This is a genomic window from Streptomyces sp. NPDC005955, assembly GCF_042871255.1.
GTDB lineage: Bacteria > Actinomycetota > Actinomycetes > Streptomycetales > Streptomycetaceae > Streptomyces.
On record NZ_JBIAIF010000009.1, the window covers coordinates 222,177 to 244,222 of the forward strand.

The 22,046-nt window shown below is 69.1% G+C and carries 19 protein-coding genes; 9 read left to right on the forward strand and 10 right to left on the reverse strand.

Going from position 1 to position 22,046, the window contains the following annotated elements; translation table 11 throughout:
* Nucleotides 1-77 precede the first annotated feature (77 nt).
* Complete coding sequence (locus tag ACFYOU_RS22525; protein ID WP_389768846.1) at nucleotides 78-839, forward strand: L,D-transpeptidase family protein; 762 nt, start codon at nucleotides 78-80, stop codon at nucleotides 837-839.
* A 27-nt stretch (nucleotides 840-866) separates the two neighbouring features.
* Here the strand turns inward: ACFYOU_RS22525 and ACFYOU_RS22530 are convergent, their stop codons facing one another.
* Nucleotides 867-3,806: an FAD-linked oxidase C-terminal domain-containing protein gene (locus ACFYOU_RS22530; protein ID WP_391307939.1), complete on the reverse strand. Its 2,940-nt coding sequence runs from the start codon at nucleotides 3,804-3,806 to the stop codon at nucleotides 867-869.
* 203 nt (nucleotides 3,807-4,009) lie between these two features.
* Nucleotides 4,010-4,477, reverse strand: coding sequence for a MarR family transcriptional regulator (locus ACFYOU_RS22535; RefSeq protein ID WP_391307941.1), 468 nt, complete (start codon nucleotides 4,475-4,477; stop codon nucleotides 4,010-4,012).
* A gap of 166 nt (nucleotides 4,478-4,643) precedes the next feature.
* Between ACFYOU_RS22535 and ACFYOU_RS22540 the strand changes: the two genes are divergently transcribed.
* Both ACFYOU_RS22540 and mltG read left to right on the forward strand, forming a co-directional pair.
* A complete protein-coding gene (locus ACFYOU_RS22540) occupies nucleotides 4,644-6,443 on the forward strand; it encodes an ABC transporter transmembrane domain-containing protein (protein WP_391307947.1) in 1,800 nt (599 codons plus the stop codon).
* Nucleotides 6,444-6,486: 43 nt separating this feature from the next.
* Nucleotides 6,487-7,341 carry an endolytic transglycosylase MltG gene (gene mltG / locus ACFYOU_RS22545; RefSeq protein WP_391307948.1) on the forward strand — a complete coding sequence of 285 codons (855 nt, stop codon included), beginning with the start codon at nucleotides 6,487-6,489 and terminating at the stop codon, nucleotides 7,339-7,341.
* Between the two features lie 41 nt (nucleotides 7,342-7,382).
* On the opposite strand, the gene ACFYOU_RS22550 is transcribed toward mltG, so the two are convergent.
* Complete coding sequence (locus ACFYOU_RS22550) at nucleotides 7,383-8,492, reverse strand: NAD(P)-binding domain-containing protein (protein ID WP_391307949.1); 1,110 nt, start codon at nucleotides 8,490-8,492, stop codon at nucleotides 7,383-7,385.
* A gap of 232 nt (nucleotides 8,493-8,724) precedes the next feature.
* Here ACFYOU_RS22550 and ACFYOU_RS22555 point away from each other — a divergent pair, with 232 nt between their 5' ends.
* Nucleotides 8,725-9,147, forward strand: coding sequence for a YjbQ family protein (locus tag ACFYOU_RS22555; RefSeq protein WP_389768861.1), 423 nt, complete (start codon nucleotides 8,725-8,727; stop codon nucleotides 9,145-9,147).
* A gap of 641 nt (nucleotides 9,148-9,788) precedes the next feature.
* Here ACFYOU_RS22555 and ACFYOU_RS22560 read toward each other — a convergent pair.
* Nucleotides 9,789-10,430, reverse strand: coding sequence for a TetR family transcriptional regulator (locus ACFYOU_RS22560; protein ID WP_391307951.1), 642 nt, complete (start codon nucleotides 10,428-10,430; stop codon nucleotides 9,789-9,791).
* Nucleotides 10,431-10,543: 113 nt separating this feature from the next.
* Here ACFYOU_RS22560 and ACFYOU_RS22565 point away from each other — a divergent pair, with 113 nt between their 5' ends.
* The 3 genes from ACFYOU_RS22565 to ACFYOU_RS22575 all read left to right on the forward strand — a co-directional run bounded on the left by ACFYOU_RS22565 (nucleotide 10,544) and on the right by ACFYOU_RS22575 (nucleotide 11,300).
* The gene (locus tag ACFYOU_RS22565; protein WP_391307953.1) at nucleotides 10,544-10,672 is read left to right on the forward strand and encodes a hypothetical protein; all 129 of its coding nucleotides are present in this window, start codon (nucleotides 10,544-10,546) and stop codon (nucleotides 10,670-10,672) included.
* Nucleotides 10,669-10,839 (forward strand): hypothetical protein, encoded by a 171-nt coding sequence (locus ACFYOU_RS22570; RefSeq protein ID WP_391307955.1) that lies wholly within the window; start codon nucleotides 10,669-10,671, stop codon nucleotides 10,837-10,839. Before ACFYOU_RS22565 ends, ACFYOU_RS22570 begins: the two co-directional genes overlap by 4 nt.
* An 89-nt stretch (nucleotides 10,840-10,928) precedes the next feature.
* Complete coding sequence (locus ACFYOU_RS22575) at nucleotides 10,929-11,300, forward strand: DoxX family protein (RefSeq protein ID WP_391307957.1); 372 nt, start codon at nucleotides 10,929-10,931, stop codon at nucleotides 11,298-11,300.
* A 315-nt stretch (nucleotides 11,301-11,615) separates the two neighbouring features.
* Here the strand turns inward: ACFYOU_RS22575 and ACFYOU_RS22580 are convergent, their stop codons facing one another.
* Nucleotides 11,616-12,098 (reverse strand): hypothetical protein, encoded by a 483-nt coding sequence (locus tag ACFYOU_RS22580; RefSeq protein ID WP_391307959.1) that lies wholly within the window; start codon nucleotides 12,096-12,098, stop codon nucleotides 11,616-11,618.
* A 588-nt stretch (nucleotides 12,099-12,686) separates the two neighbouring features.
* Here ACFYOU_RS22580 and ACFYOU_RS22585 point away from each other — a divergent pair.
* The gene (locus ACFYOU_RS22585; protein ID WP_391307960.1) at nucleotides 12,687-13,865 is read left to right on the forward strand and encodes a N(5)-(carboxyethyl)ornithine synthase; all 1,179 of its coding nucleotides are present in this window, start codon (nucleotides 12,687-12,689) and stop codon (nucleotides 13,863-13,865) included.
* Nucleotides 13,866-14,044: 179 nt separating this feature from the next.
* Here ACFYOU_RS22585 and ACFYOU_RS22590 read toward each other — a convergent pair whose 3' ends face one another.
* Together ACFYOU_RS22590 and htpG are read right to left on the reverse strand one after the other, a co-directional pair.
* Nucleotides 14,045-14,380: an NIPSNAP family protein gene (locus ACFYOU_RS22590; RefSeq protein ID WP_391307962.1), complete on the reverse strand. Its 336-nt coding sequence runs from the start codon at nucleotides 14,378-14,380 to the stop codon at nucleotides 14,045-14,047.
* Nucleotides 14,381-15,181: 801 nt separating this feature from the next.
* Nucleotides 15,182-17,011, reverse strand: a complete 1,830-nt coding sequence (htpG, locus tag ACFYOU_RS22595; RefSeq protein ID WP_391307963.1) for a molecular chaperone HtpG — start codon at nucleotides 17,009-17,011, stop codon at nucleotides 15,182-15,184.
* 577 nt (nucleotides 17,012-17,588) lie between these two features.
* Between htpG and ACFYOU_RS22600 the strand changes: the two genes are divergently transcribed.
* Nucleotides 17,589-18,452, forward strand: a complete 864-nt coding sequence (locus tag ACFYOU_RS22600; RefSeq protein ID WP_391307965.1) for an endonuclease/exonuclease/phosphatase family protein — start codon at nucleotides 17,589-17,591, stop codon at nucleotides 18,450-18,452.
* Nucleotides 18,453-18,774: 322 nt separating this feature from the next.
* On the opposite strand, the gene ACFYOU_RS22605 is transcribed toward ACFYOU_RS22600, so the two are convergent.
* The 3 genes from ACFYOU_RS22605 to ACFYOU_RS22615 form a co-directional block, all read right to left on the reverse strand.
* Nucleotides 18,775-20,049 carry an MFS transporter gene (locus ACFYOU_RS22605; protein WP_391307966.1) on the reverse strand — a complete coding sequence of 425 codons (1,275 nt, stop codon included), beginning with the start codon at nucleotides 20,047-20,049 and terminating at the stop codon, nucleotides 18,775-18,777.
* Between the two features lie 83 nt (nucleotides 20,050-20,132).
* The gene (locus tag ACFYOU_RS22610; RefSeq protein WP_389768891.1) at nucleotides 20,133-20,663 is read right to left on the reverse strand and encodes a carboxymuconolactone decarboxylase family protein; all 531 of its coding nucleotides are present in this window, start codon (nucleotides 20,661-20,663) and stop codon (nucleotides 20,133-20,135) included.
* 91 nt (nucleotides 20,664-20,754) lie between these two features.
* A complete protein-coding gene (locus tag ACFYOU_RS22615) occupies nucleotides 20,755-21,585 on the reverse strand; it encodes a hypothetical protein (RefSeq protein WP_391307968.1) in 831 nt (276 codons plus the stop codon).
* Nucleotides 21,586-22,046: the final 461 nt, after the last annotated feature.

Consider the following 22,046-nt stretch of genomic DNA (forward strand, 5'->3'; position numbering starts at 1 on the left):
AGGAACCGACGGGACCCCGCTGCGCAGTTCGCACGACGGTCGTCAGCACTCGTCCACGCGGTGCGAACATGGGGTGCATGCCTACTGTCGCCGCGTCACGGCCCATGACCTTCGCTGTGGTCTGGGCCGCTCTCCTCACCCTGCTGGGCGCCTGCGGAACGGGCGGAGGCCCCCCGAGCGAGCCAGGAGGAAGTGACCAGGACGGCGTCTCTGCACCGGCCCGCCCCGAACCCCGTTCCGGTCCCCACCCGGCTCGCTTCGACAGGATACCCGGCGTCGGCGACCGGATCCGCAACCGCATTCCGGCCACAACGCGGCAGGTCGTCGCGGTGTACGGAGACCACGCGGACTCCGCGAAGTCGACCGTGGTGCTGTACACGAAACAGGCCACCGAATGGCGGGTGGCGCGCAGTTGGCCCGCGCACAACGGCAGGAAGGGGTGGACACCCCACCACCGGGAGAACGACAAGCGCAGCCCGGTCGGCGTGTTCTCGCTGTCCGATGCCGGCGGGGTGCTGCCCGACCCCGGGAGCAAGCTCCCGTACGCGCACTCCGATGCCTTCCAGGCGCCGCGCTACTGGGCCGAGCGCTACTGGAACGACTTCGACTACGTGATCGCCATCGACTACAACCGGGTGAAGGGCACCGCACCCAACGACCCGACCCGTCCGTTGGGCCGGTCCAAGGGCGGGAGCATCTGGTTCCACCTGGACCACGGCAGCGGGACGTCGGGGTGCGTGAGTCTGTCGAAGTCCGGTATGGAGTACCTGCTCCGCACCCTCGACCCCGATCTGCGACCCGTCGTGGTGATGGGGGACCGGGCGCAACTGCGCGCGTAGCCGATGCCGGCGGGCGGTTCGGGCGGCTCAGTCGGGCGGGCCGGGCCGCGTGGCGCGTTCCAGCTCCCACACGACGGAGTGGTAGCGCTGACCCGTCGCATGGTCCATGCCGACCTCACACATCCGGTTCGCCGAGAGGTGCGCGTCGAAGTCACGCGCGGTCACCGCCGCGGCCTCCTTGCGGGTGGCGGACTCGGTGAGTTCCCTGTGCAGCATCCCCCGGTCGCCCGCGAAGGCGCAGCAACCGGCGTCCTCGGGCACCATCACCTCGTCGGCGCACGCCTCCGCCACGGTACGGAGCTGGGCCTCGTCGCCCAAGTGGCGCATCGAGCAGGTCGGGTGGAGCACCGCCGAACCGACGGTGCGGTGGATCGTGAGGTGCGGGAGGAGCTCTTCGGCGGCCCACACGACGGAGTCGACGATCGTGAGCTCCCGGTGGAGCTCCCTGTTGGCGGGGGTCAGGTACGGCACGACCTCATGGGCGATGCCGAGCGTGCACGAAGACGCGTCCACGACCAGCGGAAGCCGTCCGCTCTCCGTCCAGGCCCACGCCGCCTCGACGATCCGGTTCGCCATCACGGCGTTGCCGGACTCGTACCCCTTGGAGTGCCAGATGGTGGCGCAGCAGGTTCCGGACACGTCGGAGGGGATCCACACCGGTTTGCCCGCACGGGAGGACACCGCGACCACGGCTTCGGGCAGCGACGGACTCCGTTGTCCGTCGGGCCCGCCGAAGATGCGGTTGACGCATGCGGGGTAGTACACGGCGGTGGCGCCGGCCCGGCTGGTGCGGGGCAGCTTGCTCGGGGCCGCCCCGGGAATGCCGGGTAGCCATTCCGGAACGAGGTCGGGGCGGACCGCTCTGCGCACCCCGCGCGTGACCGCGGTGAGCAGCCGGTCGCTGATGCGGTCCGCGGCCGCCACGGCGAGACGCGCGGACGCTTCGACCACCGCGAAGTGCCGGGCGGTGAACGCGGCCACGCGTTCTTCGCGGGGCGAGTGGCGTGCGTGCCGGAAGTCCTTCATCATCGCCCCGGTGTCGATGCCGACCGGACACGCCAACTTGCAGGTGGAGTCACCGGCGCAGGTGTCGACGGCGTCGTAGCCGTAGGCGTCCAGCAGCTTCTCCTCGACGGGGGAGCCCGCGGGCTGACGCGTCATCTCGCGGCGCAGCACGATGCGTTGCCGGGGTGTGGTCGTCACGTCCTGGCTGGGGCAGGTGGGCTCGCAGAAGCCGCACTCGATGCAGGGGTCGGCGATGAGCTCGACCTTGGGGATGGTCTTGAGGCCACGCAGATGGGCCCTCGGGTCGCGGTCGAGGACGATCCGGGGGGCCAGGACCCCGTCCGGATCGATCAACTGCTTGACGCGCCACATCAACCCGGTCGCGCGCTCGCCCCACTCGAGTTCCAGGAAGGGCGTGATGTTGCGGCCGGTGGCGTGTTCGGCCTTGAGGGAACCGTCGAAGCGCTCCACGGTGAGTCGGCAGAACTCGTCCATGAAGGCGGCGTACCGCTCCACGTCAGCGGGGTCACCCGCGTCGAAGGCGAGCAGGAAGTGCAGGTTTCCGTGGGCTGCGTGGCCCGCGACGGCGGCGTCGAAGCCGTGCCGGGTCTGGAGTTCGAGCAGGGCCTCGCACGCTTCGGCGAGCCTCGACGGGGGTACGGCGAAGTCCTCCGTGATCAGGGTCGTACCGGAGGGGCGCGAACCCCCGACCGCGGTGACGAACGCCTTGCGGGCCTTCCAGTACCCGCTGATGGTCTTCGGGTCGCGGGTGAAGTCATTGGTGACCGAGGCGACGGGTCGCACCAGGTCCAGCGTGGTCAGCACCGCCCGCGCGGCCCTTTCGTACGCCTCCTGAGCCGAGGTGTCCGGAGCCCGGAACTCGACGAGGAGCGCGGTGGTGTCGCGGGGCAGCGTCGCCCAGTCGGCGGGCACGCCCTCCACGCTCACCGACGCCCTGAGGGTGTTCCCGTCCATCAGCTCCACGGCCAGTGCCCCGGCCTCGTTGAACGCGGGCACCGCGGCCGCTGCTGCCGGGAGGGAGGGGAAGAACAGCAGTGCCGTCGTGACGTGTCGCTCCAGGGGCAAGGTGTCGAAGACGACTTCCGAGATGAACCCGAAGGTCCCCTCGGAACCCACCATCAGCCCGCGCATGATCTCCACCGGCGTCGCCCCGTCGAGGAAGGCGTCGAGGCGGTAGCCGTTGGTGTTCTTGATCTCGTACTTGGCGCGGATCCGGGCGACCAGCTCCGGATCGGCCTCGATCTCCGCCTTCAGGTCCAGCAACCCTTCGCACAGGGCCGGTTCCGCCCGGGCGAGCCGTGCGTCCGCTTCCGGGTCGGCGGTGTCCACGACGGTCCCCGAGGGGAGGACGAAGGTGAGGGAGGCCAAGGTGCGGTAGGAGTTCCGGGTGGTTCCGGCCGTCATTCCCGAGGCGTTGTTGGCGACCACGCCCCCGAGGGTGCAGGCGATGGCGCTGGCCGGGTCGGGGCCCAGGACCCTGCCGTACCGCGAGAGCGTGGCATTGGCCCGGACGACCGTGGTCCCCGGCCCGATGCGCGCCCGGGCCCCGGCGTCGAGGACCTCGACGCCGGCCCAGTGCTTGCGCACGTCGACCAGGATGTCCTCGCCCTGCGCCTGACCGTTGAGCGAGGTGCCCGCAGCGCGGAAGACCACCTCCCGGCCCTTTCCGTGCGCGTAGGAGAGAACGGCTGAGACGTCGTCAATGTCCTCCGCGACGACGACGACCTGCGGCAGGAAGCGGTACGGGCTGGCGTCGGACGCGTAGCGCACCAGGTCCGACACCTTCGTGAGCACCTTGTCCACGCCGAGGAGGGCGACGAGCTCGCCGCGCAGGGGCTCCGGCGTGCCGTCGGAGAGTGCGGCGCCCACCCGGTCGGGGGCGGGGGCGGCCGGGCGGGAAACGGGGCGCAGGATGTTCGGGTCCGGCTCCAGAAGGGGCATGTGGTCCTCCTCGTTCCTTGTGCTCGCTCGTGCCCACTCGAACACACCCGAGCTGACCGCCGTGCACCGGGGCTCCTTTCATGATCGCCCCAAGTGCGTTCGGTGCACCCCACGACGCCCCACCGGAGCTCGGAAACCCTGCTGCCACCGCCGACACGCGATGCCCGGCACCTGCTTCGCCCGGTCACGGCCGGCGGGGCGGCCTAACGGGATTCGGGACTCCGACCCGATGTCAGATCCGGGCCGTCGATCAGTGCCATCAGGAGAGAGCCGAGGACATCGCGCTGGCCGGCGGTCAGTGGGGCGAGGATCTCCTCCGCCGCGGCGCGGCGCACGGACCGGAGCTCGTCCAGGGTCCGACGTCCGGTGTCGGTGATCTCGATCCGGATCACCCGCCGGTTCGTCGGATCGGGCGCCCGGCGCACCTGGTCCGTGGCCTCCAGCCCGTCGACCAGCGTGGTGACGGCCCGCGGGACGACCTCCAGGCGCTCGGCGAGGTCCGCCATGCGGGGCGGCGAGCCGTACAGCGAGAGTGTCCTGAGCAGGCGCGACTGAGCGGGGGTGATGCCGAGCCCGCGGGACTCCAGGTGCCGCTTCTGGATGCGGTGCACACGACGGGTGAGCCGTAGCAACTGCTCGGCGAGGATGCCGTCAGCGTCCGGGGTGTTCATGCCGGAACAGTAGCAGGACCTATGTCATTGTGAACGTAGGTAACTATGAGCTATGCTCGCTGAAGCGGCTTCGGGTCGCCGTGCCGGGCTCCCTCCCGGCCCGGTCGCCCCTGCGCTCGAACAAGAAGACGCCGTCCCGCATCCGTCCTTTGCCCGGAGGAGGCCCGTGCCCACCGAAGTGAACTCCCGGACGACCGCCCCCTCCGCGCCCGAGGGGGCGAGACAACTGCGCCGCATCCTGCGACTCTTCCGCCCCTACACCGGCAAGCTCGTCATCGTCGGTCTGCTCGTCGCGGCCGCCTCGGTGGCCTCGGTGGTGACGCCCTTCCTGCTGAAGGCGATCGTGGACACCGCGATCCCGGAGGGCCGTACGGTCCTGCTGAGCCTGTTGGCGCTCGGCATGGTCCTCAGCGCGGTGGTGACGAGCGTGCTCGGCGTCCTCCAGGTCCTGATCTCCACCACGGTCGGACAACGCGTGATGCACGACCTCCGCACCGCGGTGTACGCGCGCCTCCAGAGCATGTCCCTGGCTTTCTTCACCAGGACCAGGACCGGAGAGGTCCAGTCCCGCCTCGCCAACGACATCGGCGGCATGCAGGCGACGGTGACCTCCACGGCGACGTCCCTGGTCTCCAACCTCACCGCCGTCGTCGCCACGATCGTCGCCATGCTGGCGCTCGACTGGCGACTCGCCGTGGTCTCCCTGCTCCTGCTGCCGGTCTTCGCCTGGATCAGCCGCCGCGTGGGTCGGGAGCGCAAACGGATCACCACCCAGAGACAGAAACAGCTGGCCGTCATGGCCGCCACCGTCACCGAGTCGCTCTCCGTCAGCGGCATCCTCCTCGGTCGCACCATGGGGCGGGCCGACTCCCTCACGGACTCCTTCGCGAAGGAGTCCGAGCGACTGGTCGACCTCGAAGTACGCTCCAGCACGGCGGGACGCTGGCGCATGGCCGTCATCACCATCGTCATGTCGGCCATGCCCGCCGTCCTGTACTGGTCCGCGGGCATGGCCTCCGCGTCCGGCGGACCCGCCGTCTCCATCGGTACCCTCGTCGCTTTCGTCGCGCTCCAGCAGGGGCTTTTCCGCCCCGCGGTCAGCCTGCTGTCCACCGGGGTGGACGTACAAGCGTCACTCGCCCTGTTCCAGCGGATCTTCGAGTACCTGGACCTTCCCGCCGACATCACCGAATCCGCCGAGCCCGTCCAGTTGGACCACGTCAAGGGCGAAGTCGCCTTCGAGCAGGTCGGATTCCGTTACGACGACCAGAGCAGAGCGGTGCTCGAAGGGATCGACCTCACCGTCCCGGCCGGCGGGAGCCTTGCGGTCGTCGGGGCGACGGGGGCGGGGAAGTCGACCCTCGGCCACCTGGTGCCGCGTCTCTACGACGTGACCACGGGCCGCGTGACCATCGACGGGGTCGACGTGCGGGACGTGGGCTTCGACACCCTGGCGCGCACCGTCGGCGTGGTGTCCCAGGAGACCTACCTGTTCCACGCGACCGTCGCCGAGAACCTGCGGTTCGCCCACCCCGAAGCCACCGACGCGGAACTCGTCGCAGCGGCTCGCTCGGCTCAGATACACGACCACATTGCCTCGCTTCCCGAGGGCTACGACACGGTGGTGGGGGAGCGCGGGTACCGGTTCTCGGGGGGCGAGAAGCAGCGGCTCGCCATTGCCCGCACCATCCTGCGCAACCCTCCGGTGCTGGTCCTGGACGAAGCGACGAGCGCGCTCGACACCCACACCGAATCCGCTGTACAGGCGGCCCTGGAGGCCGTGTCCGAGGGGCGCACCACCCTCACCATCGCCCACCGGCTCTCCACCATCAGGGGTGCCGACCACATCGTGGTTCTCGACGAGGGGCGGATCGTGGAGCGCGGCACCCACCAGGAACTGCTCGCACTGGAGGGCCGTTACGCCGCGCTGGTGCATCAAGACGCCGAACTGGAGCCCGCAAGATAACCATATGCGCGGTTCGTCGACCTTGTCGGGTTACCGTGCCGCCATGCAGACCGAGACTCCGCGTCGTCGCCCGATCCGCCTCACGCGCCGCGGCCGGATCGCCCTGGTCGCTGCCGGCGCGGTCGTGGTCGGTACCTCGATCGCCGTCCCCGTGGCCCTGTCGGAGGGGCAGCCCGCCGAACCCACTTCCCTGACCGTGCCGGAGGGCTGGCGCGCCGACCAGGTGTACACGGCTGTCGACAAGGCACTCGCCCTCCGGGCCGGGACCACCAAGAAGGAGGTGCCCACCATGCGTCTGGCGCTTCCCGGCGACGCACGGGGGAACCCGGAGGGCTATCTGCTCCCGGCCACCTATCCGGTCACCGCCAAGACGACACCCCGCTCACTGCTGTCGTCGATGGTGAACAACGCCAACAAGAAGTTCCGCGCGGGCCCGGTCGCCGCCGGTGCCAGCGCCGGCACGTTGAACCTCTACCAGACGGTGACGATCGCGAGCATCATCCAGACCGAAGCCGACGACAAGACCGACATGGGCAAGGTCGCACGAGTGATCCACAACCGGCTGGACCAGGGGATGCCCCTCCAGATGGACTCCACGATCAACTACGTGCTCCACCAGAACACATCGAGCAGCAACAACGACGACGCCCGCGTCGACACCCCCTACAACACCTACACCCGCACCGGACTGCCCCCCACCCCCATCGCCAGCCCCGGCGACGAAGCCCTGCGCGCGGCAGTCGCTCCGCCACCGGGCGACTGGCTGTACTTCGTCACGGTGAAGCCCGGTGACACGCGCTTCACCGTGGAGTACGAGGACCACCAGCGCAATGTGACCGAGTTCAACCAGAACCAGAACCAGAGCCCCGACACCCGATCGCCCTCGCCCACCTCATGACGCGAACGGCCCACTGAGCCTGCCCCTGCACGGCCCGTGACTCACACCGACACCAACGAGTCCGACAACAACCGTCGGATGTCGCGCACCGCGGCGCGTCCCGCCCGGTTCGCTCCGATCGTGCTCGCCGACGGCCCGTAACCCACCAGGTGGACCCGAGGATCGGCAACCGCCCGCGTTCCCTCCAACTGGATGCCGCCACCGGGCCCGCGGAGTCGCAGCGGGGCCAGATGGTCGGTCACGGGACGAAAGCCCGTGGCCCAGAGGATGACGTCGACCTCGATGCTCCGCCCGTCCGCCCATACCACCCCCTCCGGCGTGATCCGGTCAAACATCGGCAGCCGTTCCAGCACCCCACTGGCACGCGCGGCCTTGACCGCGTCCGTGAGCGGGAGGCCGGTCACCGACACCACGCTCCGTGGTGGCAGTCCGGCCCGTACCCGCTCCTCGACCAACGCCACCGCTGACCGTCCCGCCTCGGCGTCGAACGGTTCCTCGACGAACACCGGCGGCCGTCGCGTCACCCAGTGCGTCTCGGCGGCGTAGGGAGCCAGTTCCATCAGGTGCTGCGTTCCCGACGCCCCACCGCCGACCACCAGCACGCGCCGCCCGGCGAACCCGCCCGGCCCCCGGTACTGGGCGGTGTGCAGTTGCTCGCCCCGGAAGGTCTCCTGCCCCGGGTACCGGGGCCAGAAGGGCCGGTCCCAGGTGCCGGTCGCGTTGATCACGGCACGGGTGGCCCACCGCCCTGACGTGCTCTCCACCACCAACCTGCCGTTCTCCCCCTCGCGTACCGATTTCACGTCGACGGGACGACGAACCCGCAGGTCGAAGGCGCGCTCGTACGCGGTGAAGTACTCCCCGATCACCTCGGAGGACGGCCGGTCGGGGTCGGCGCCGGTCAGCTCCATGCCAGGAAGCGCGTGCATGCCGTGCACCCTGCCGTACGTCAGCGTCGGCCACCGGAACTGCCAGGCCCCGCCCGGCGCGGGCGAGTGGTCGAGCACCACGAAGTCGTCCTCCGGCACGAAGCCGGTGCGCCGCAGGTGGTAGGCGCTGGACAGTCCGGCTTGCCCGGCGCCTATGACCACGACGTCCACCCGTGGGACGGTGAAGTCGTCGCCGCTGCTCAGGTCTCCGATATCGTTCACGCTTCTACTAACCGGCTTGGTGGGTCGAAGCTTCCCCCCGGCCAAGTTCCCGATCGTGACGTCGGACACCACGAGAGCCCGAAATGCCCACCACGGCCCCGGTACGCACCGGTGGACCGCGGCCCCGCCCACGAGGACCCGCGCCCGATCGGCCGTGGTTCCCCCGTCCGCGCCCGTCCGGATGGGAGCGGTGATCCAACGGTCCGGACGGCTCCTGAGTCAGCATGGAACCATGTCCCACACCTTCACCACTTGCGTACTCGACGTCACCACCGGTTCCGGCGAGACGGTCATGGACCTCACCGAGAACTGCACGTCCTTCCTGAGGGACGTCGCGGTGGGCCGGGACGGCCTGCTCAACGTCTTCGTCCCGCACGCCACGGCGGGCGTCGCCGTGATCGAGACCGGCTCGGGCAGCGACGACGACCTCCTGGCCACCCTGCACCAACTGCTCCCGGCGGACGACCGCTGGCAGCACCGACACGGCAGCCCCGGGCACGGACGCGACCACGTCCTCCCTGGATTCGTGGCCCCGCACGCGACCCTGCCCGTCGTCGCCGGGGAACTGGCCTTGGGTACCTGGCAGTCGGTCTGTTTGGTGGACACCAACATCGACAATGCCAACCGTCAGGTGCGGCTCAGCTTCCTCGGTTGATCAAGATCACCCTGGGGTCGGCCGCCCCCCAATCTCCGTACTCTGCGCGTTCGAAACGGAGGGAATGCGCACGGTACGGACCGGAACGTGATCGAACGACCTTGCGACGGCTGCGGCAAGTGCGTGCCCGGCGTCCGTGGCCTGTCCGAGGCGGCCCTGGGGTATCTGATGCACCGAAACGGCCGGTGACCGATCAGGACGGCAACCCTGCACGCTTGTGCGAGGGTTGTGGGACCGGAGTACGCACGAGGCACTGAAGCGGTGCCTCGAAGCCCGTGACACGCTCTTCAGGTCGGCACTCGGGCCAGGCCCTGGAGGCCGCGCAGTGCGGGCAAGCCGCTGCAGCATAAACTGGCACCCACGAGAGCGTGTACGTCCTGTCCGACGAGAACGTCCAGCGGGCGACCGTGGACGTGATCGCGGCCGGGTGCCGAGGAAGCCCTCGAACAGGCCCGCGACTACACCTCCACAACGGCCACCATCCGCGCCTCGCGCTCCTGCGCCGCCAGTTGGTGTCGCTCCGCTCCAGCTGGCCCGAGATGCTCTGGCGCAAACGATGGGATGAACACCTCCAGCGACTCGTTGACCTGCGGACGAAGGTCAACGAAAGCACCCTCGACGTCGCTCTGCTTGCTGCGGAATCAGACGGGATCTACCTGCTGTGGTGTGGGGGTGGCGTCGTGCAGGAGGCGTTCGATGAGGTTCTGCCAGCTCTCGGCCAGGGGGTGCCCGGCGTCGGGGGCGGGGTCGGCTTCGTCCATGGACAGGTAGAGCAGGAGGGGGCCCTCCAGCGCCGCTGTGAGCTGGACGGCGAGATCGTCGAGGTAGGGCGGGGACGGGCGGGTCTGCCCGAGGAGGATGCGGATGTGGGGGCGGGTCATGGTGGCGCCGCCGACGGGGATGGGCTGGGTGCGGTCCAGGGAAGCCCGTGCGATGGCGTGGTGGTCCAGGAGGAAGGCGATGCGGGCGCGACCGTAGGCGATCAGGCGCTCGGCCGGACCCGCGCCGGGGCCAAGGGGAGGCGGGCCGGACAGGACCTGCTCCTGGAAGTGGCGCTCGTCCTCGTCGAGGAGGGCCTGGAAGATGCCTGCGCGGGTGCCGAAGCGGCGGAACACGGTGCCTTTGCCCAGGCCGGCGCGTTCGGCGAGGGCGTCCATGGTCACCTTCTGCGTTCCCTGCTCGGCGATCATCTCGCGGGCGGTCCGCAGGAGGTGTTCGCGGTTGCGCACCGCGTCAGCGCGTTCATGGCGCGGTTTTCCGAAGGGCACGACAGGCAAGTTCACAAGCTCCAATGTACCTCCCTGAAACAACTAAGCGGGGTAAAGTCCGTTTGCGTGCTAGCGTGGAAGCACGAGCCGGGGCTGTCCGGCCGTGCCCATTGATCACCCATGCAGAAGTGAGAAGCTCCATGTGCCTGTTCCGTCCGGACCCCAGCACCTTCCCGGCGGCGTCCGCCAGCAGCAAGGAGATCGCCGACCGCGTCGAGGTCAAGCGGCTCGCCCAGCCCACGCCGAGGGCACGGTGACCCGCCGCCATCTGGGCACCGACCCGATCGGCGCCGATGCCTGTGACCTGCGGGAGGCCGACCTCACGGTGATCAAGCACGAACCGACGCTGGTCGCGACGCCGGGCACGGAGAGCCTGAGGGACCTCGGTGCGCAGCAGCACACCGATCCCACACCGCCGCGATGACTGCCGACCGCACACTCACCCGTATCTGACTACCGGGCGGGGGCGGCAGCGCCGCCCCTCAACGCCTTCACAGATTAAGGAAACCTGCCGTGAACGTCTTCCTGTGGGTCCTGCAGATCCTTCTGGTGCTGGTCATGCTGGCCGCCGGCGGATCCAAGCTCGCCCAGTCCCGCGAGAAGCTCGCCGTATCGATGAACTGGGTGAACTCCTTCACCCCGGCCCAGATCAGGGGCATCGGCGTGCTGGAGGTGCTGGCCGCCATCGGGCTCGTGGCCCCGGCAGCCACCGACCTCGCACCGGTCTGGACCCCGATCGCCGCCGTCGGCGTGGCCCTGCTCATGATCGGCGCCGCGATCACCCACCTGCGGGCCCGCGAACTGCCCAGCATCGCAGTGAACGCGGTCCTTTTCGTCATAGCCGTCGTCATCGCTTGGGGCCGGTTCGGCCCCTACGCCTTCTAAAGGGTGTTGCAGAAGGCTCGGCTCTGGGCATTTCTCCTGCATCGATGGGGTGTTGTGGGCTGAGCCGGTGTGGGTCGAGACGTTCACGCGCTTGCGGACCGGCCGGTTCGCGAAGCTGGTGAAAGTGGCGCGGGGCGGGGTGGGAACGGTCAAGGCGACCACAAGCAGCGGCATGCGGTCGAGTGCGGAATCAACCGGCTCAAGCGCCACCGTGCGGTTACGACGAGGTACGACAAGCTTGCCGTCCGCTGCCACGCGACCGAGCCAGTGGCTGCCATCAACGAATGGCTATGACCAGCACGGTCCCAGCCACGCCTATCCGCCTTGAAGGATTCGACCCTCCGGAGTCCCGAAGTACCAGTGCCGCTCAGCCGGGGCAGGAGGGAGAGTGCCGGCCGCAAGATCAGCCAGCGCCTCCGCCAACTCAACAAGCGGAGCGGCGTCGATGTGCTGTGCACCGCGCAGGAAACTGGTGGCGCTCTCCTCCAACTCAGGCCATGTCGAGACTTCGTCTCGTGTCACCCCACCGCGGGCCTCGATTCGGTGAGCCGCCTCCAGAGCGCACTTCAGGAGTTCCTGCTTCTGTTCGGCGCCGTAGTCGTCGAGGAGGACGGCGAAATTGCTGCCGACCAATGCGTGCGTGCGGAGATCCTGCTCCAACTCCCCCCGCCATGAGGGTTGCAGATCCGGAGGCGTCTCCCCACAGACTCTTGCCGCTGCGATGAAGAGAACTCCGAGTGCCACGTCGTAGGCCCAGATCATCGCGTCACCAGAGATCACCGGCACTGTCTTGCTCAAGGCACTCCTCTGCAACTGCTCGCTCCCAGCACCCATCATGTCCCATAGGCCCGGACGGACGCCCAGTTGCCACCGGGCTGACCGCGCGATCAGCACTACCACAACAGGCCCAAGGGCGATTCGATCCGAACTGGAGGCAGAGAAAGCACGGGTTGCAGACAGGACTCGCGGACTACTCGGGAACTTCCTCGGAGGAGGAGCCGGAGACCGAGCGCTGCTGGGAGTCCGGGCGCCCTTCGTGAAGTACGACGACGGGCTGGCCACACTGAGCGACGAGACGCGCGAGCAGCTCGACAGACCTCGCGCCGTAACGGTGCCACCGCCTGGCAGCCGGCGAGCCCGAGCGACGTCCCCGTCCGTTCGGCGCGGTGGACGCCTCCCGGGGCGATCACCCTCGCCAAGCTGACCGGACCCCCGGGTGTTCACGGGTGTTCGCGCTCGAACGAGCGGTGAGCGCCCGGAGGCCCGGGACGGAGTACGGTGGCGGTACCGAGCGCACCTCGCACGCCGTCATCCGTTTCGGCGTCGCCCTCGGGTCACGGCCAATGCCGGAGCGCATCGCGTCCGGTCGGAAATGAGCCGCCCCACATGAGTCCGATGAGCCTCGGAGTAATCGCGTCCTCCCGCAAGGAGAACGAGTTCCGGTTGCCGCTGCACCCCCGCCACCTCGACCGGATCGCCCCGGACGTACGCGAGAAGATCTTCCTGGAAGAGGGGTACGGCCAACGGTTCGGCATCGCCGATGACGCGCTGCGCCCACTCGTGGCCGGCCTGCGCTCCCGCGCGGGGCTCCTCGCCGAGTGTGACGTCCTGTTGCTGCCGAAACCGATGCACGACGACATCGCCGAACTGCGCGAGGGCCAGGTGTTGTGGGGATGGCCGCACTGCGTGCAGGACGAGAAGATGACCCAGACCGCCATCGACCGACGGCTCACGCTGATCGCCTGGGAGGCCATGAACCACTGGACCTCGGCTGGCGCGTCCAGTGTCCATGTGTTCCACAAGAACAATGAACTCGCCGGCTACTGCTCGGTGCTGCACGCCCTCCAACTCGGTGGGCTGACGGGCAGCTACGGACGCCGTCTGCGCGCGGTGGTCATCAGCTTCGGCGCCACGGCGCGCGGTGCGGTCACGGGCCTGGGCGCCATGGGGGTTTCCGACGTCACGGTACTCACCCGGCGTGCCGCCACGGCGGTGGCCTCACCGATGCCCTCGGTCGTGATGGGCCACTTCCAGGAACAGGAGGGCGATCCGACCCGCCTGGAAGTGGTCACGGAGACCGGTTCCGTGCCGATGGCGGAGTACCTGGCCGGGTTCGACATCATCGTCAACTGCGTCTTGCAGGACACCGATGCGCCGCTCACCTTCGTCACCGACGAGGAGTTGCCCCTCTTCCGGCCGGGGACCTTCTTCGTCGACGTCGCCTGCGACGAGGGCATGGGCTTCGCCTGGGCCCGCCCGACGACCTTCGACGAACCCATGTTCGGGGTGGGGGAGGGCTGCCACTCCTACGGGGTGGACCACAGCCCGTCACACCTGTGGAACTCCGCGACCTGGGAGATCAGTGAGGCCCTCCTTCCCTACCTGCGCACGGTCATGAGCGGTCCCGAGGCGTGGGACGCCGACGTCACGGTCAGACGGGCCATCGAGATCCGTGACGGCGTCGTCCGGAACCCCAAGATCCTCTCCTTCCAGAACCGGTCAGCCGCCTACCCTCACGCTTCCGAAGCCCGGGAGACCCGGTTGAGCAGCGTCATGTCGAGGTGACGAGGTTGCCCACCCTCTGAGGGAGCCCCGCCCGGGGCGTTCCGCCCCTCTCCTCTGGACCCGGCGGCGCCAGCGGCTTCGTGAGGCCGTCCGTGCCAGGGGGAGGTCGGATCGCCGCTTCGGCCCGAGCGGGACGGTCGGTCCGTACCGCCCGGTCCGACGGGCGGGACCGGACCGCCTCACCCGGACGGCTGTTCCCGAGCGGTCGGCGAGGTGTCGAGGGGGCGCAGGAATCGGCGTTCATAGCGTCGGATGCACTGCGTCCGACGGGCCAGTTCGAACGCCGCCTGGCACGCGGGGTCGGTGGCGCTGTCCACCCGATAACGCTCGTACTGCGCGAAGTCGGGGAAGGAGAAGAGGGCGTAGGCGATGTCGCTGTCACCCTCGCTCGGGAGGAAGTAGCCGTGATGGGTGCCGCCGAAGCGGTTGACGAGGCCGACCCATCTGCGGCCGTACTCCTCGAAGTCCTCGATGCGATCGGGGTCGATCTCGTACTTCAGATGAATCGTGATCATGTGTGCTCTCTTCCCTGCTCCTGCTGTCGGGTCTCCGAACGCCGGGACCTGTAGCCCCCACAACTCGGGCATCGCGGTCCGGAGCATACGAGCGCCGGGAAGCCGGAGGGAATCCCGCCACGACTCGGCGCGCCCCTGCTGAGTGGGGGTTGCTCCTGCCGCTCTTCCCTCCCCGTCTGACACGCCACAGCTCCGCACCGCCCTGCGGAAGCAGTGCGCATGAGCCCCCCGCATCGTCCGCGCCGTGTGTGCCTTCCGCTGAGACGGACGTACTCTCGCTCGGCCGCCGAGACGTCGCCCGCTTCGGTGTGCGCGTCCAGCCGGCACTCCGCCTCGGCCAGATCGGCGCCGCCGAACAGACGGGCGCTCATGCTGCCGGGACTACCAGCGGTGCAGGTCGGCGCGTAGTTGTTCCTGCCGGAGACGGAAGTCGCGGGAGTCGACCAGACATTGCCGCAGGCGCAGCCAATGGGGTGGTCAGGGTCCCGTGCGGCAGGTCGACGATCTGCTCGTGCCCGCCGCTGTCGGGCGCGTGGGAGAGGACGACGAGCTTGCCCGGCGCGAGTTGGCGAGCGAGCACGACGAGTTCCGGGGCGAGATCGACCGCGCGGACGGGCCTACGGGTGAAGGTGCCGCCGTCACCGGTTCGTCATGCAGACCCGTCCGCCGTCGTGGCCCCGCCGTTCATCCGGCAGGGCCACGACGGACTCGACATCGGGCAGCTCCCTCGACCCGCAACGTCTCAGATGGGCAGAGACCCGCGGGGACGGTCGCGGCAGCCGGCCTTCAACGAGCTGCGGTTCACAGCGTCTTGCTCAGCCGGTCTGCGAGCAGGGAGGCGAAGCGCGCCGGGTCGGTCAGCTCTCCGCCCTCCGCAAGCAGGGCGGTGCCGTACAACAGCTCGGCCGTCTCGGAGAGAGCCGGGTCGTCGGAGCGCTGTTCGTGAGCCGTGCGCAGACCACTGACCAGCGGGTGCTGCGGATTGAGCTCCAGGATGCGCTTGACCGGCGAAAGCCCCTGGCCCATCGCCTTGTACATCTTCTCCAGCGCCGGGGTGAGACCGTCGGTGTCGCTGACCAGGCAGGCCGGGGAACTGGTGAGCCGGGTCGTCAGGCGCACGTCCTTGACGTCGTCGAGCGTCTCGTTGAGCCAGGTGAGCACCGCTGCGTAGGCGTCGGCCTGTTCGGGGGACGGTTCCTCCTCGGAAGGCAGGTCGAGCACGCCCCTGGTGACGGACCGGAACTCCGTGTCCCGGTAGTCCGGCACCGCCTCGGCCCAGATCTCGTCCACCTGGTCCGTGAGGAGGAGGACCTCGTACCCCTTGGCCCGGAAGGCCTCCAGATGGGGTGAGTTCTCGACCTGTGCGCGGCTGTGACCGGTCATGAAGTAGATCTTGTCCTGACCCTCCGGCATCCGCGCGAGGTAGTCGGCGAGGGTGGTGGGCTCGTCGCCGGCGGTGGAGGTGAAGGAGGCGAGGTCGAGGATCGCCTGGTGGTCCTCTGATGCGTCGAGGAGCCCCTCCTTGACGACGGGCCCGAACTCACGCCAGAACGTGCGGTACTTCTCGGCGTCCTTGGTCATCAGGTCCTTGACGGAGGCCAGGACCTTCTTCGCCAGCCGCCGCCGGATGAGTTGGATGTGGCGGTCCTGCTGGAGGATCTCGCGGGAGATGTTCAGCGACAGGTCCGCGGCGTCGACGACACCCTTGACGAACCGCAGGTGGTCCGGGAGGAGTTCGCGGCTGTTGTCCAGTATGAAGACGCGCTTGACGTACAGCTGTAGGCCGTGGCGGGTGTCGCGCTGGTAGAGGTCGTGCGGGGCCCGCGAGGGCAGGAACAGCAGGGCCTCGTACTCGAAGGTGCCTTCCGCCCGCATCTGGATGATGTCGAGCGGATCCGTCCAGTCGTGGCTGATGTGCCGGTAGAACTCCTGGTACTCCTCGTCGCTCACCTCCGCGCGCGGACGGGCCCAGAGCGCCTTCATGGAGTTGAGGGTCTCGTCCCCGAGCCGGACCGGGAAGGTGATGAAGTCCGAGTACCGCTTGATGATCTCCCGGATCTTACGTTCGTCGGTGTAGTCGTAGAGAGCGTCCTCCTCGTCGGCGGGCCGCAAGTGCACACAGACCGACGTGCCTTCCGGAGCGTCCTCCACGGTTTCGACGGTGTACGTACCGTCGCCGGTGGACTCCCACCGCACGCCCGTTGCCTGACCGGCCTTGCGGGTGAGCAGGGTGGTCCGGTCGGCGACCATGAACACGGAGTAGAAGCCGACCCCGAACTGGCCGATCAGTTCGGCCGACTCCTTGTTCTCCTTGAGGCGGCGCAGCGTCTCGGCGGTGCCCGATCTGGCGATGGTGCCGATCAACTCCACCAGTTCTTCGCGGGACATGCCGATGCCGTTGTCCCGCACGGTCAGCGTGCGGGCCTCCGTGTCGGCTTCGATCTCGATGTGCAGGTCGTCCGTCCTGAGTGCCTCGTCCTTGAGTCCGGCCAGACGTCGTTTGTCCAGGGCGTCGGAGGCGTTGGAGACGAGTTCCCGCAGGAAGATGTCCTTGTTCGAGTAGATCGAATGAACCATCAGCTCCAGCAACTGCCGTGCTTCCGCCTGGAACTCCAGCGTCTCGGTGCTCATCGTTTCCCTTCTGTTCGGTTGGTCTGACGACGTCCCTACCCTTCCAGAGGTCACGCTAGGTGTGCACGTGCAGGCACGCGGCTCGGACGGGGCGAGTCGGGGCCGTTCGCGGGCGGCGATGACGTGATGGGCTCCGGGGCACTGAAAATCGCTTGCCGTACTCAGGAGGTCGCCTCCCGTTCCGGGGCGGATTCCAGCGGACCGGGTCACGCGGCCCGCCTCCGGCCGGGGCAGGTGTGAAGGCACTGCGGGTCCTGGTGCCGTACGACGACGAGGAGTGGTCGTCCGTCGGGATCCCGGCGCGACAGGGCCGTGCTGAGCTGGGCCGGAGACGACGTACTGCGTGCTTCAGGCGAACCGGAACGCCCCGGCAGAGATCCAGTACGCTGGCGATTGCCTCACGGAGGTCAGCGGAGCCGAGCGTCCCGACCAGGGTGACTCGGAGCGCTCGACCGGTCCGTCCGCTCACGGGTCGACAACCCGCTGACGACGGCCGTCCGGGCACAACGGATGCGCTGTACCACACGTGTTGCTGACGGCTTGGCCCCATGACCTCGTGCATGGAGACATCAGATGCATGCGTACCCACTTGGAGGAGGCGACGGTGTTCGGACGGGGCACGTGGTTGATCGCGGGCGCCATGACCTTGGCCTGCATGCTGCTCGTCGGCCCCAGCGCACCGAGCTCAGCGCTCTTCGCGAGGTCGCTGCCCGCCGAAGCAGCGCGGGACGTCGTACCGAACCGGGTCATGACGTGGAACCTCTGCAACCCGTGCAAGGAAGGCAACATCGACCGGGCGGCTGACATCGCCACCTACGCACCCCAGGTCATCGGCCTGCAAGAAGCGTGCGTGCGTGACGTCGAAAGGATCCGGGACTACCTGGAGGGCGTGTACGGGCTGGTCTACCACGTCGAGTACGGAGCCGTTCTCCCCCATCGCGGCCGCTGCGGGGGAATGCCGTGGAGCCCGGGGGCCTTCGGCCAGGCGATCCTCTCGGCAGCGCCGATGACGGACCGCGTGAAGACGGAGTATCCGGACGGCGGCTCCGAAGACCGCGGTTACCTGGCGGTCACGACCGAGGTGGGCGGCAAGCTCGTCCGGGTCTTCAACACGCACCTCGCCCAACGACGCCAAGAATCAGTCCGGGCACACCAGGTCGAGGTACTCGCCCGAGATGTCGCCCGGCATGACCGAGCGATCGTTCTCGGCGACTTCAACGCGGTGCCGGACGCCCCCGAACTCGCCGACCTGTGGGCCCTGGCCGCGGACGTGGACCCCGAGTGCCGCCCCTCGCTCGTCGGAGCCTGCAAGCCGACCACCGACTGGCTGAGCAAGTTCGACTACGTCTTCCTGCGGGGCATCACCCCGCGCGAGCACGGTGTACACCCCACCACGATCTCGGACCACCACCTGGTGCACACCGACCTGGACCCGATCTAGCCCTCCCCCTGGCACGATGCCCACGATCGGGTGGGCTCTTGCAGCGTCCCCACCGGCCCACGGCACACCGTCCGACCGGGATGGTCGGGGCCGCAGTCGGACGGGGCAGGGCGAACGACAGGGTGACCTCGGCCGGCCCGCTGAGACGCGGGCGCGGCGGGCGCAGTCGCCCGGGCGACATGACGGCGTCCTTTCACACGGACGGCCATGGGAAAGGACCGTGACCGCCGCCCGAGTGAAGCGAGACGGCGGTCACGGCCTTTGTCCTTCCGGAAGTCTGACCAGGGACGAACGGGTTCGCGGCCCGAACCGTGCAGGTGACTTACGCGGCCTTGGACAGGGCCGACCTGTCCATCCGGGACACGGGCCGGTCGTGCGTCGAGGGCACGGTCGCCACCTGCCGTCCACCGTGGCGCGGCCACAGGAGGAGGGCGCCGACGGCGCCCGCTCCGGCGAGGGTCGCGAGGACGGACCAGGCAAGCGCGAAGCCGGAGTTCGTACCGAGCCATCCCGCGATGGGGTAGGTGATCAGCCAGGCCAGGTGCGACAGGGAGAACTGGGCTGCGAAGACCTCGGGGATCGCGTTCGGTTCGACGGAGGCGCGCAGGACGTTGCCGGTCGGTGTGATGACCAGCGCCATGCCGACGCCGATCACGGTCCAGACGATCGCCGTACCGGTCCATGTGGCCAGGCCGGCCGTGGTGAGGGTCACCGCGGCGATCGTGCCGCCGACGAGGACTCCGGCACCGGCCACCATGACGCTGCGGGCGGTGATCCTGCGGAGGACCCGGGGGAGCACGAGGGCGGCCAGGAGGGTTCCACTGCCGGAGGCGGCGAGCGTCCACGCGACGTCCGACTGCGAGCCGCCGAGCTCGTCACGGACGTAGTTGACGGTGTTGACGACGACGATCGATCCTGCCGCCGCGACCACGAGGTTGAGCGCCATGACGCCGCGCAGTTGCGGTGTGCGGAAGAAGGTTCTGATCCCTGCTGCCACCTTGTCCCGTACCCGGGTGTGGGCACTGGGGCGGGCTTCGGGGATGCGCGTCGGCAAGATGAGCAGGGCGGAGACGAGGAAGCCGACGGAGGTGCCCAGGAACAGCCAGTTGAAGCTCATGAACGCGAGGGCGACCGCCGCCAGAACGGGGCTGAGTAGGCTCTCCATGGTGGAGGCGACCTGGGACGCCGACAGGGCGCGGGTGTAGTCGGACTCGTCGGTGACGATGTCGGGGATCACGGCCTGGAACGTCGGGGTGAACGCTGCCGACGCGGCCTGGAGCAGACCGATCAGGACGTAGATGTGCCAGACCTCGGTCACCAGCGGCAGCGCCAGGACCACCGCGGCGCGCACCACGTCGAGGAGGATCAGGAGGGTTCTTCTGGGGAAGCGGTCGACGTACGCGGCGGCGAGGGGGGCTATGACCACGTACATGACCATCTTGACGGTTAGCGCGGTGCCCAGGACCATACCGGCGCGCGGGCCGGCGAGTTCGTAGGCGAGCAGTCCGAGGGCCACCGTTGCCAGCCCGGTACCGAACAGGGCGATGATCTGGGCGCCGAACAAGTGGCGGTAGTCGCGGTTGGCGAACAGTCGCATGGCGTGTTGTCCTTCCGTGTCCATGCGGTGGGGCACGGCCTCGGGGCGGAGACCGTGCCCCACAGGGGGAGGCCGGGACGTCCCTACACATCGGTGCCGCTCTCCGGCGTGAGGCCCGCGAGCAGGTTGAAGGCGCCGGTGAGGACGTTGAGGGTGACGACGCCGACGACGTCGGCTATCGCGCGGTCGCTGTAGCCGTGCTCACGCAACGCGGTGATCTGCGCATCGGTGATCGACGTCGGGGCGCGGTAGATCTGGAGGGCGAGGGCGATGATCGCCGCGATCGCGGGATCGGCCGAGGTGCCCGAGCGGGCGCGCTCGATCTCCTCCTCGTCCACTCCGCGTGCACGGGCAGCGCTCACGTGCGCGTCGAGACACAGCCGGCACCCCTGGAGGACCTGGAGGGCGATGGAGATCCGTTCGCTGGTCCCGCGGTCGAGTTTGGCTCGTCCCATGGCCCGGCTGAGCTGGAGGTATCCGCCCAGAACGGCGGGTGAGTGCGCCATCGTGGAGACCATGTCACCGAGCGGGCCGTGGCGGGAGGCCAACTCGGCGAGGAGGTCGCGCGAGGCGCCGACCGCGGTGTCGGGGGTGAGTCGGGCGAGGCGGGGCATGACGGTCCTTCCGACGTGGATGCACCGGCGGCGGGACGCTCGTGCTGCGCCGTGCGTCCCGGCCGTCCGTCGTCCAGTGGTGTGCGTGCGATCAGTGGTGGCCGTGGTGGTTCGTGTGCTGGGGCGTGGCCAGGGTTGCCGCGTCCGTGCCGTGGGTGGCCGTGGTGGTCCGCACCGTGAACTCGGCCGTCCGGACGACGTCGTCGTGCTGGAAGTCCAGGTAGAGGCGGTAGGTGCCACCTGACGGAGCGGTGGCCATGAAGGTGATCTCGGGTCCGGGTTCGGTGGTGCCGTCACCGGGCTCGCCCTCCGGGTGGACGTGGAGGTAGCCCAGGTCGCCGACCCGCAGCGCCACCAGGTGCCCGTACGCGCTCAGGTAGGGCTGGAGGTCGGTGACGGGCTGGCCGTTCCGGTGGACGGTGAGTGTCAGGTCGCTCGCTCCGCCGGGTTCCAGCTCTCCGTCGAGGGTGACGCTGTACTCGCCGATGTGAGCGGTGCGGGTGTCCCCGGGAAGCGGCTGGGGGTCGTACTGCCCGGCGACCGAGGCGTCGATCCCCAGCGTCATGGTCCCCTCTCGGCCGGCCGGGTGGATGTCGGCGAAGAACCTCCAGTCTCCGGGTACCAGGGTCACGTCGACGCTCCAGGTGCCCTTCTCGTCCCTCACCGGGTGCACGTGCTGGAACCCGGTCGTGTCGCGCCGGACGGCGATGAGGTGCAGTTCCTTCCCGTGTTCGGGCGTGAACTCGGTCACCGGCCGTCCGTCGGGGCCGGTGATCCGGAAGCTGATCGTCTGCACTCCGGTGGAGAGGATCGTCGAGTCGAATTCGAGGGTGTATCCGTCTTCGGAGACCGAGAGGCCGCCGGGACGGGCCCCGCCGTGGCCGCTGTGGCTGGTCATGTCGTGGCCGGAATGGTTCGTCATCGTGTCTCCGCCTGTCTGAGCGTGCTGGTGATGCGTTTCTGGTGGGTGTCGGTGGCCCGAGCACCCACCAGAACCATATACCCCCCGGGGGTATTCCTCAAGAGATCGTTTGAGGGCGGCGTGTCGTCACGGGAACCCGCGCCGAGCGCGGCGGTGCCGGGTGTGGATCCGCACTCGCAGGGAAGACCGGCGGGTCGGGGCTCACGGAGCGGCGGTGCGGTCGTCGCCGGCGCTGCGCCTGCCGGGCTCGGATCCGTCGCGCCACCGACCGCCAGTACCTCGGCCTCGTCGTCGTCACCCGCGAAAGGCTGCCGTGGCACTCGACCGCATTCCACCAACGGTGCGACGGACGCCCCCCGTTGAGATCGGCAGGCCACGTCTACGGGTCGCGCCACGACGAACTGCTCCAGCGGCTTGTGCGCTCACGTTGCTGACCGTCCAGCCGGCGAAGGGCCGCGGGA

Excerpts from the sequence above, each read along its gene's own strand:
- ACFYOU_RS22525 (WP_389768846.1), top strand. The coding sequence starts at position 78 with ATGCCTACTGTCGCCGCGTCACGGCCCATGACCTTCGCTGTGGTCTGG.
- ACFYOU_RS22530 (WP_391307939.1), bottom strand. The coding sequence starts at position 3,806 with ATGCCCCTTCTGGAGCCGGACCCGAACATCCTGCGCCCCGTTTCCCGC.
- ACFYOU_RS22535 (WP_391307941.1), bottom strand. The coding sequence starts at position 4,477 with ATGAACACCCCGGACGCTGACGGCATCCTCGCCGAGCAGTTGCTACGG.
- mltG (WP_391307948.1), top strand. The coding sequence starts at position 6,487 with ATGCAGACCGAGACTCCGCGTCGTCGCCCGATCCGCCTCACGCGCCGC.
- ACFYOU_RS22555 (WP_389768861.1), top strand. The coding sequence starts at position 8,725 with ATGTCCCACACCTTCACCACTTGCGTACTCGACGTCACCACCGGTTCC.
- ACFYOU_RS22585 (WP_391307960.1), top strand. The coding sequence starts at position 12,687 with ATGAGTCCGATGAGCCTCGGAGTAATCGCGTCCTCCCGCAAGGAGAAC.
- ACFYOU_RS22590 (WP_391307962.1), bottom strand. The coding sequence starts at position 14,380 with ATGATCACGATTCATCTGAAGTACGAGATCGACCCCGATCGCATCGAG.
- htpG (WP_391307963.1), bottom strand. The coding sequence starts at position 17,011 with ATGAGCACCGAGACGCTGGAGTTCCAGGCGGAAGCACGGCAGTTGCTG.
- ACFYOU_RS22600 (WP_391307965.1), top strand. The coding sequence starts at position 17,589 with ATGCGTACCCACTTGGAGGAGGCGACGGTGTTCGGACGGGGCACGTGG.
- ACFYOU_RS22605 (WP_391307966.1), bottom strand. The coding sequence starts at position 20,049 with ATGCGACTGTTCGCCAACCGCGACTACCGCCACTTGTTCGGCGCCCAG.
- ACFYOU_RS22610 (WP_389768891.1), bottom strand. The coding sequence starts at position 20,663 with ATGCCCCGCCTCGCCCGACTCACCCCCGACACCGCGGTCGGCGCCTCG.
- ACFYOU_RS22615 (WP_391307968.1), bottom strand. The coding sequence starts at position 21,585 with ATGACGAACCATTCCGGCCACGACATGACCAGCCACAGCGGCCACGGC.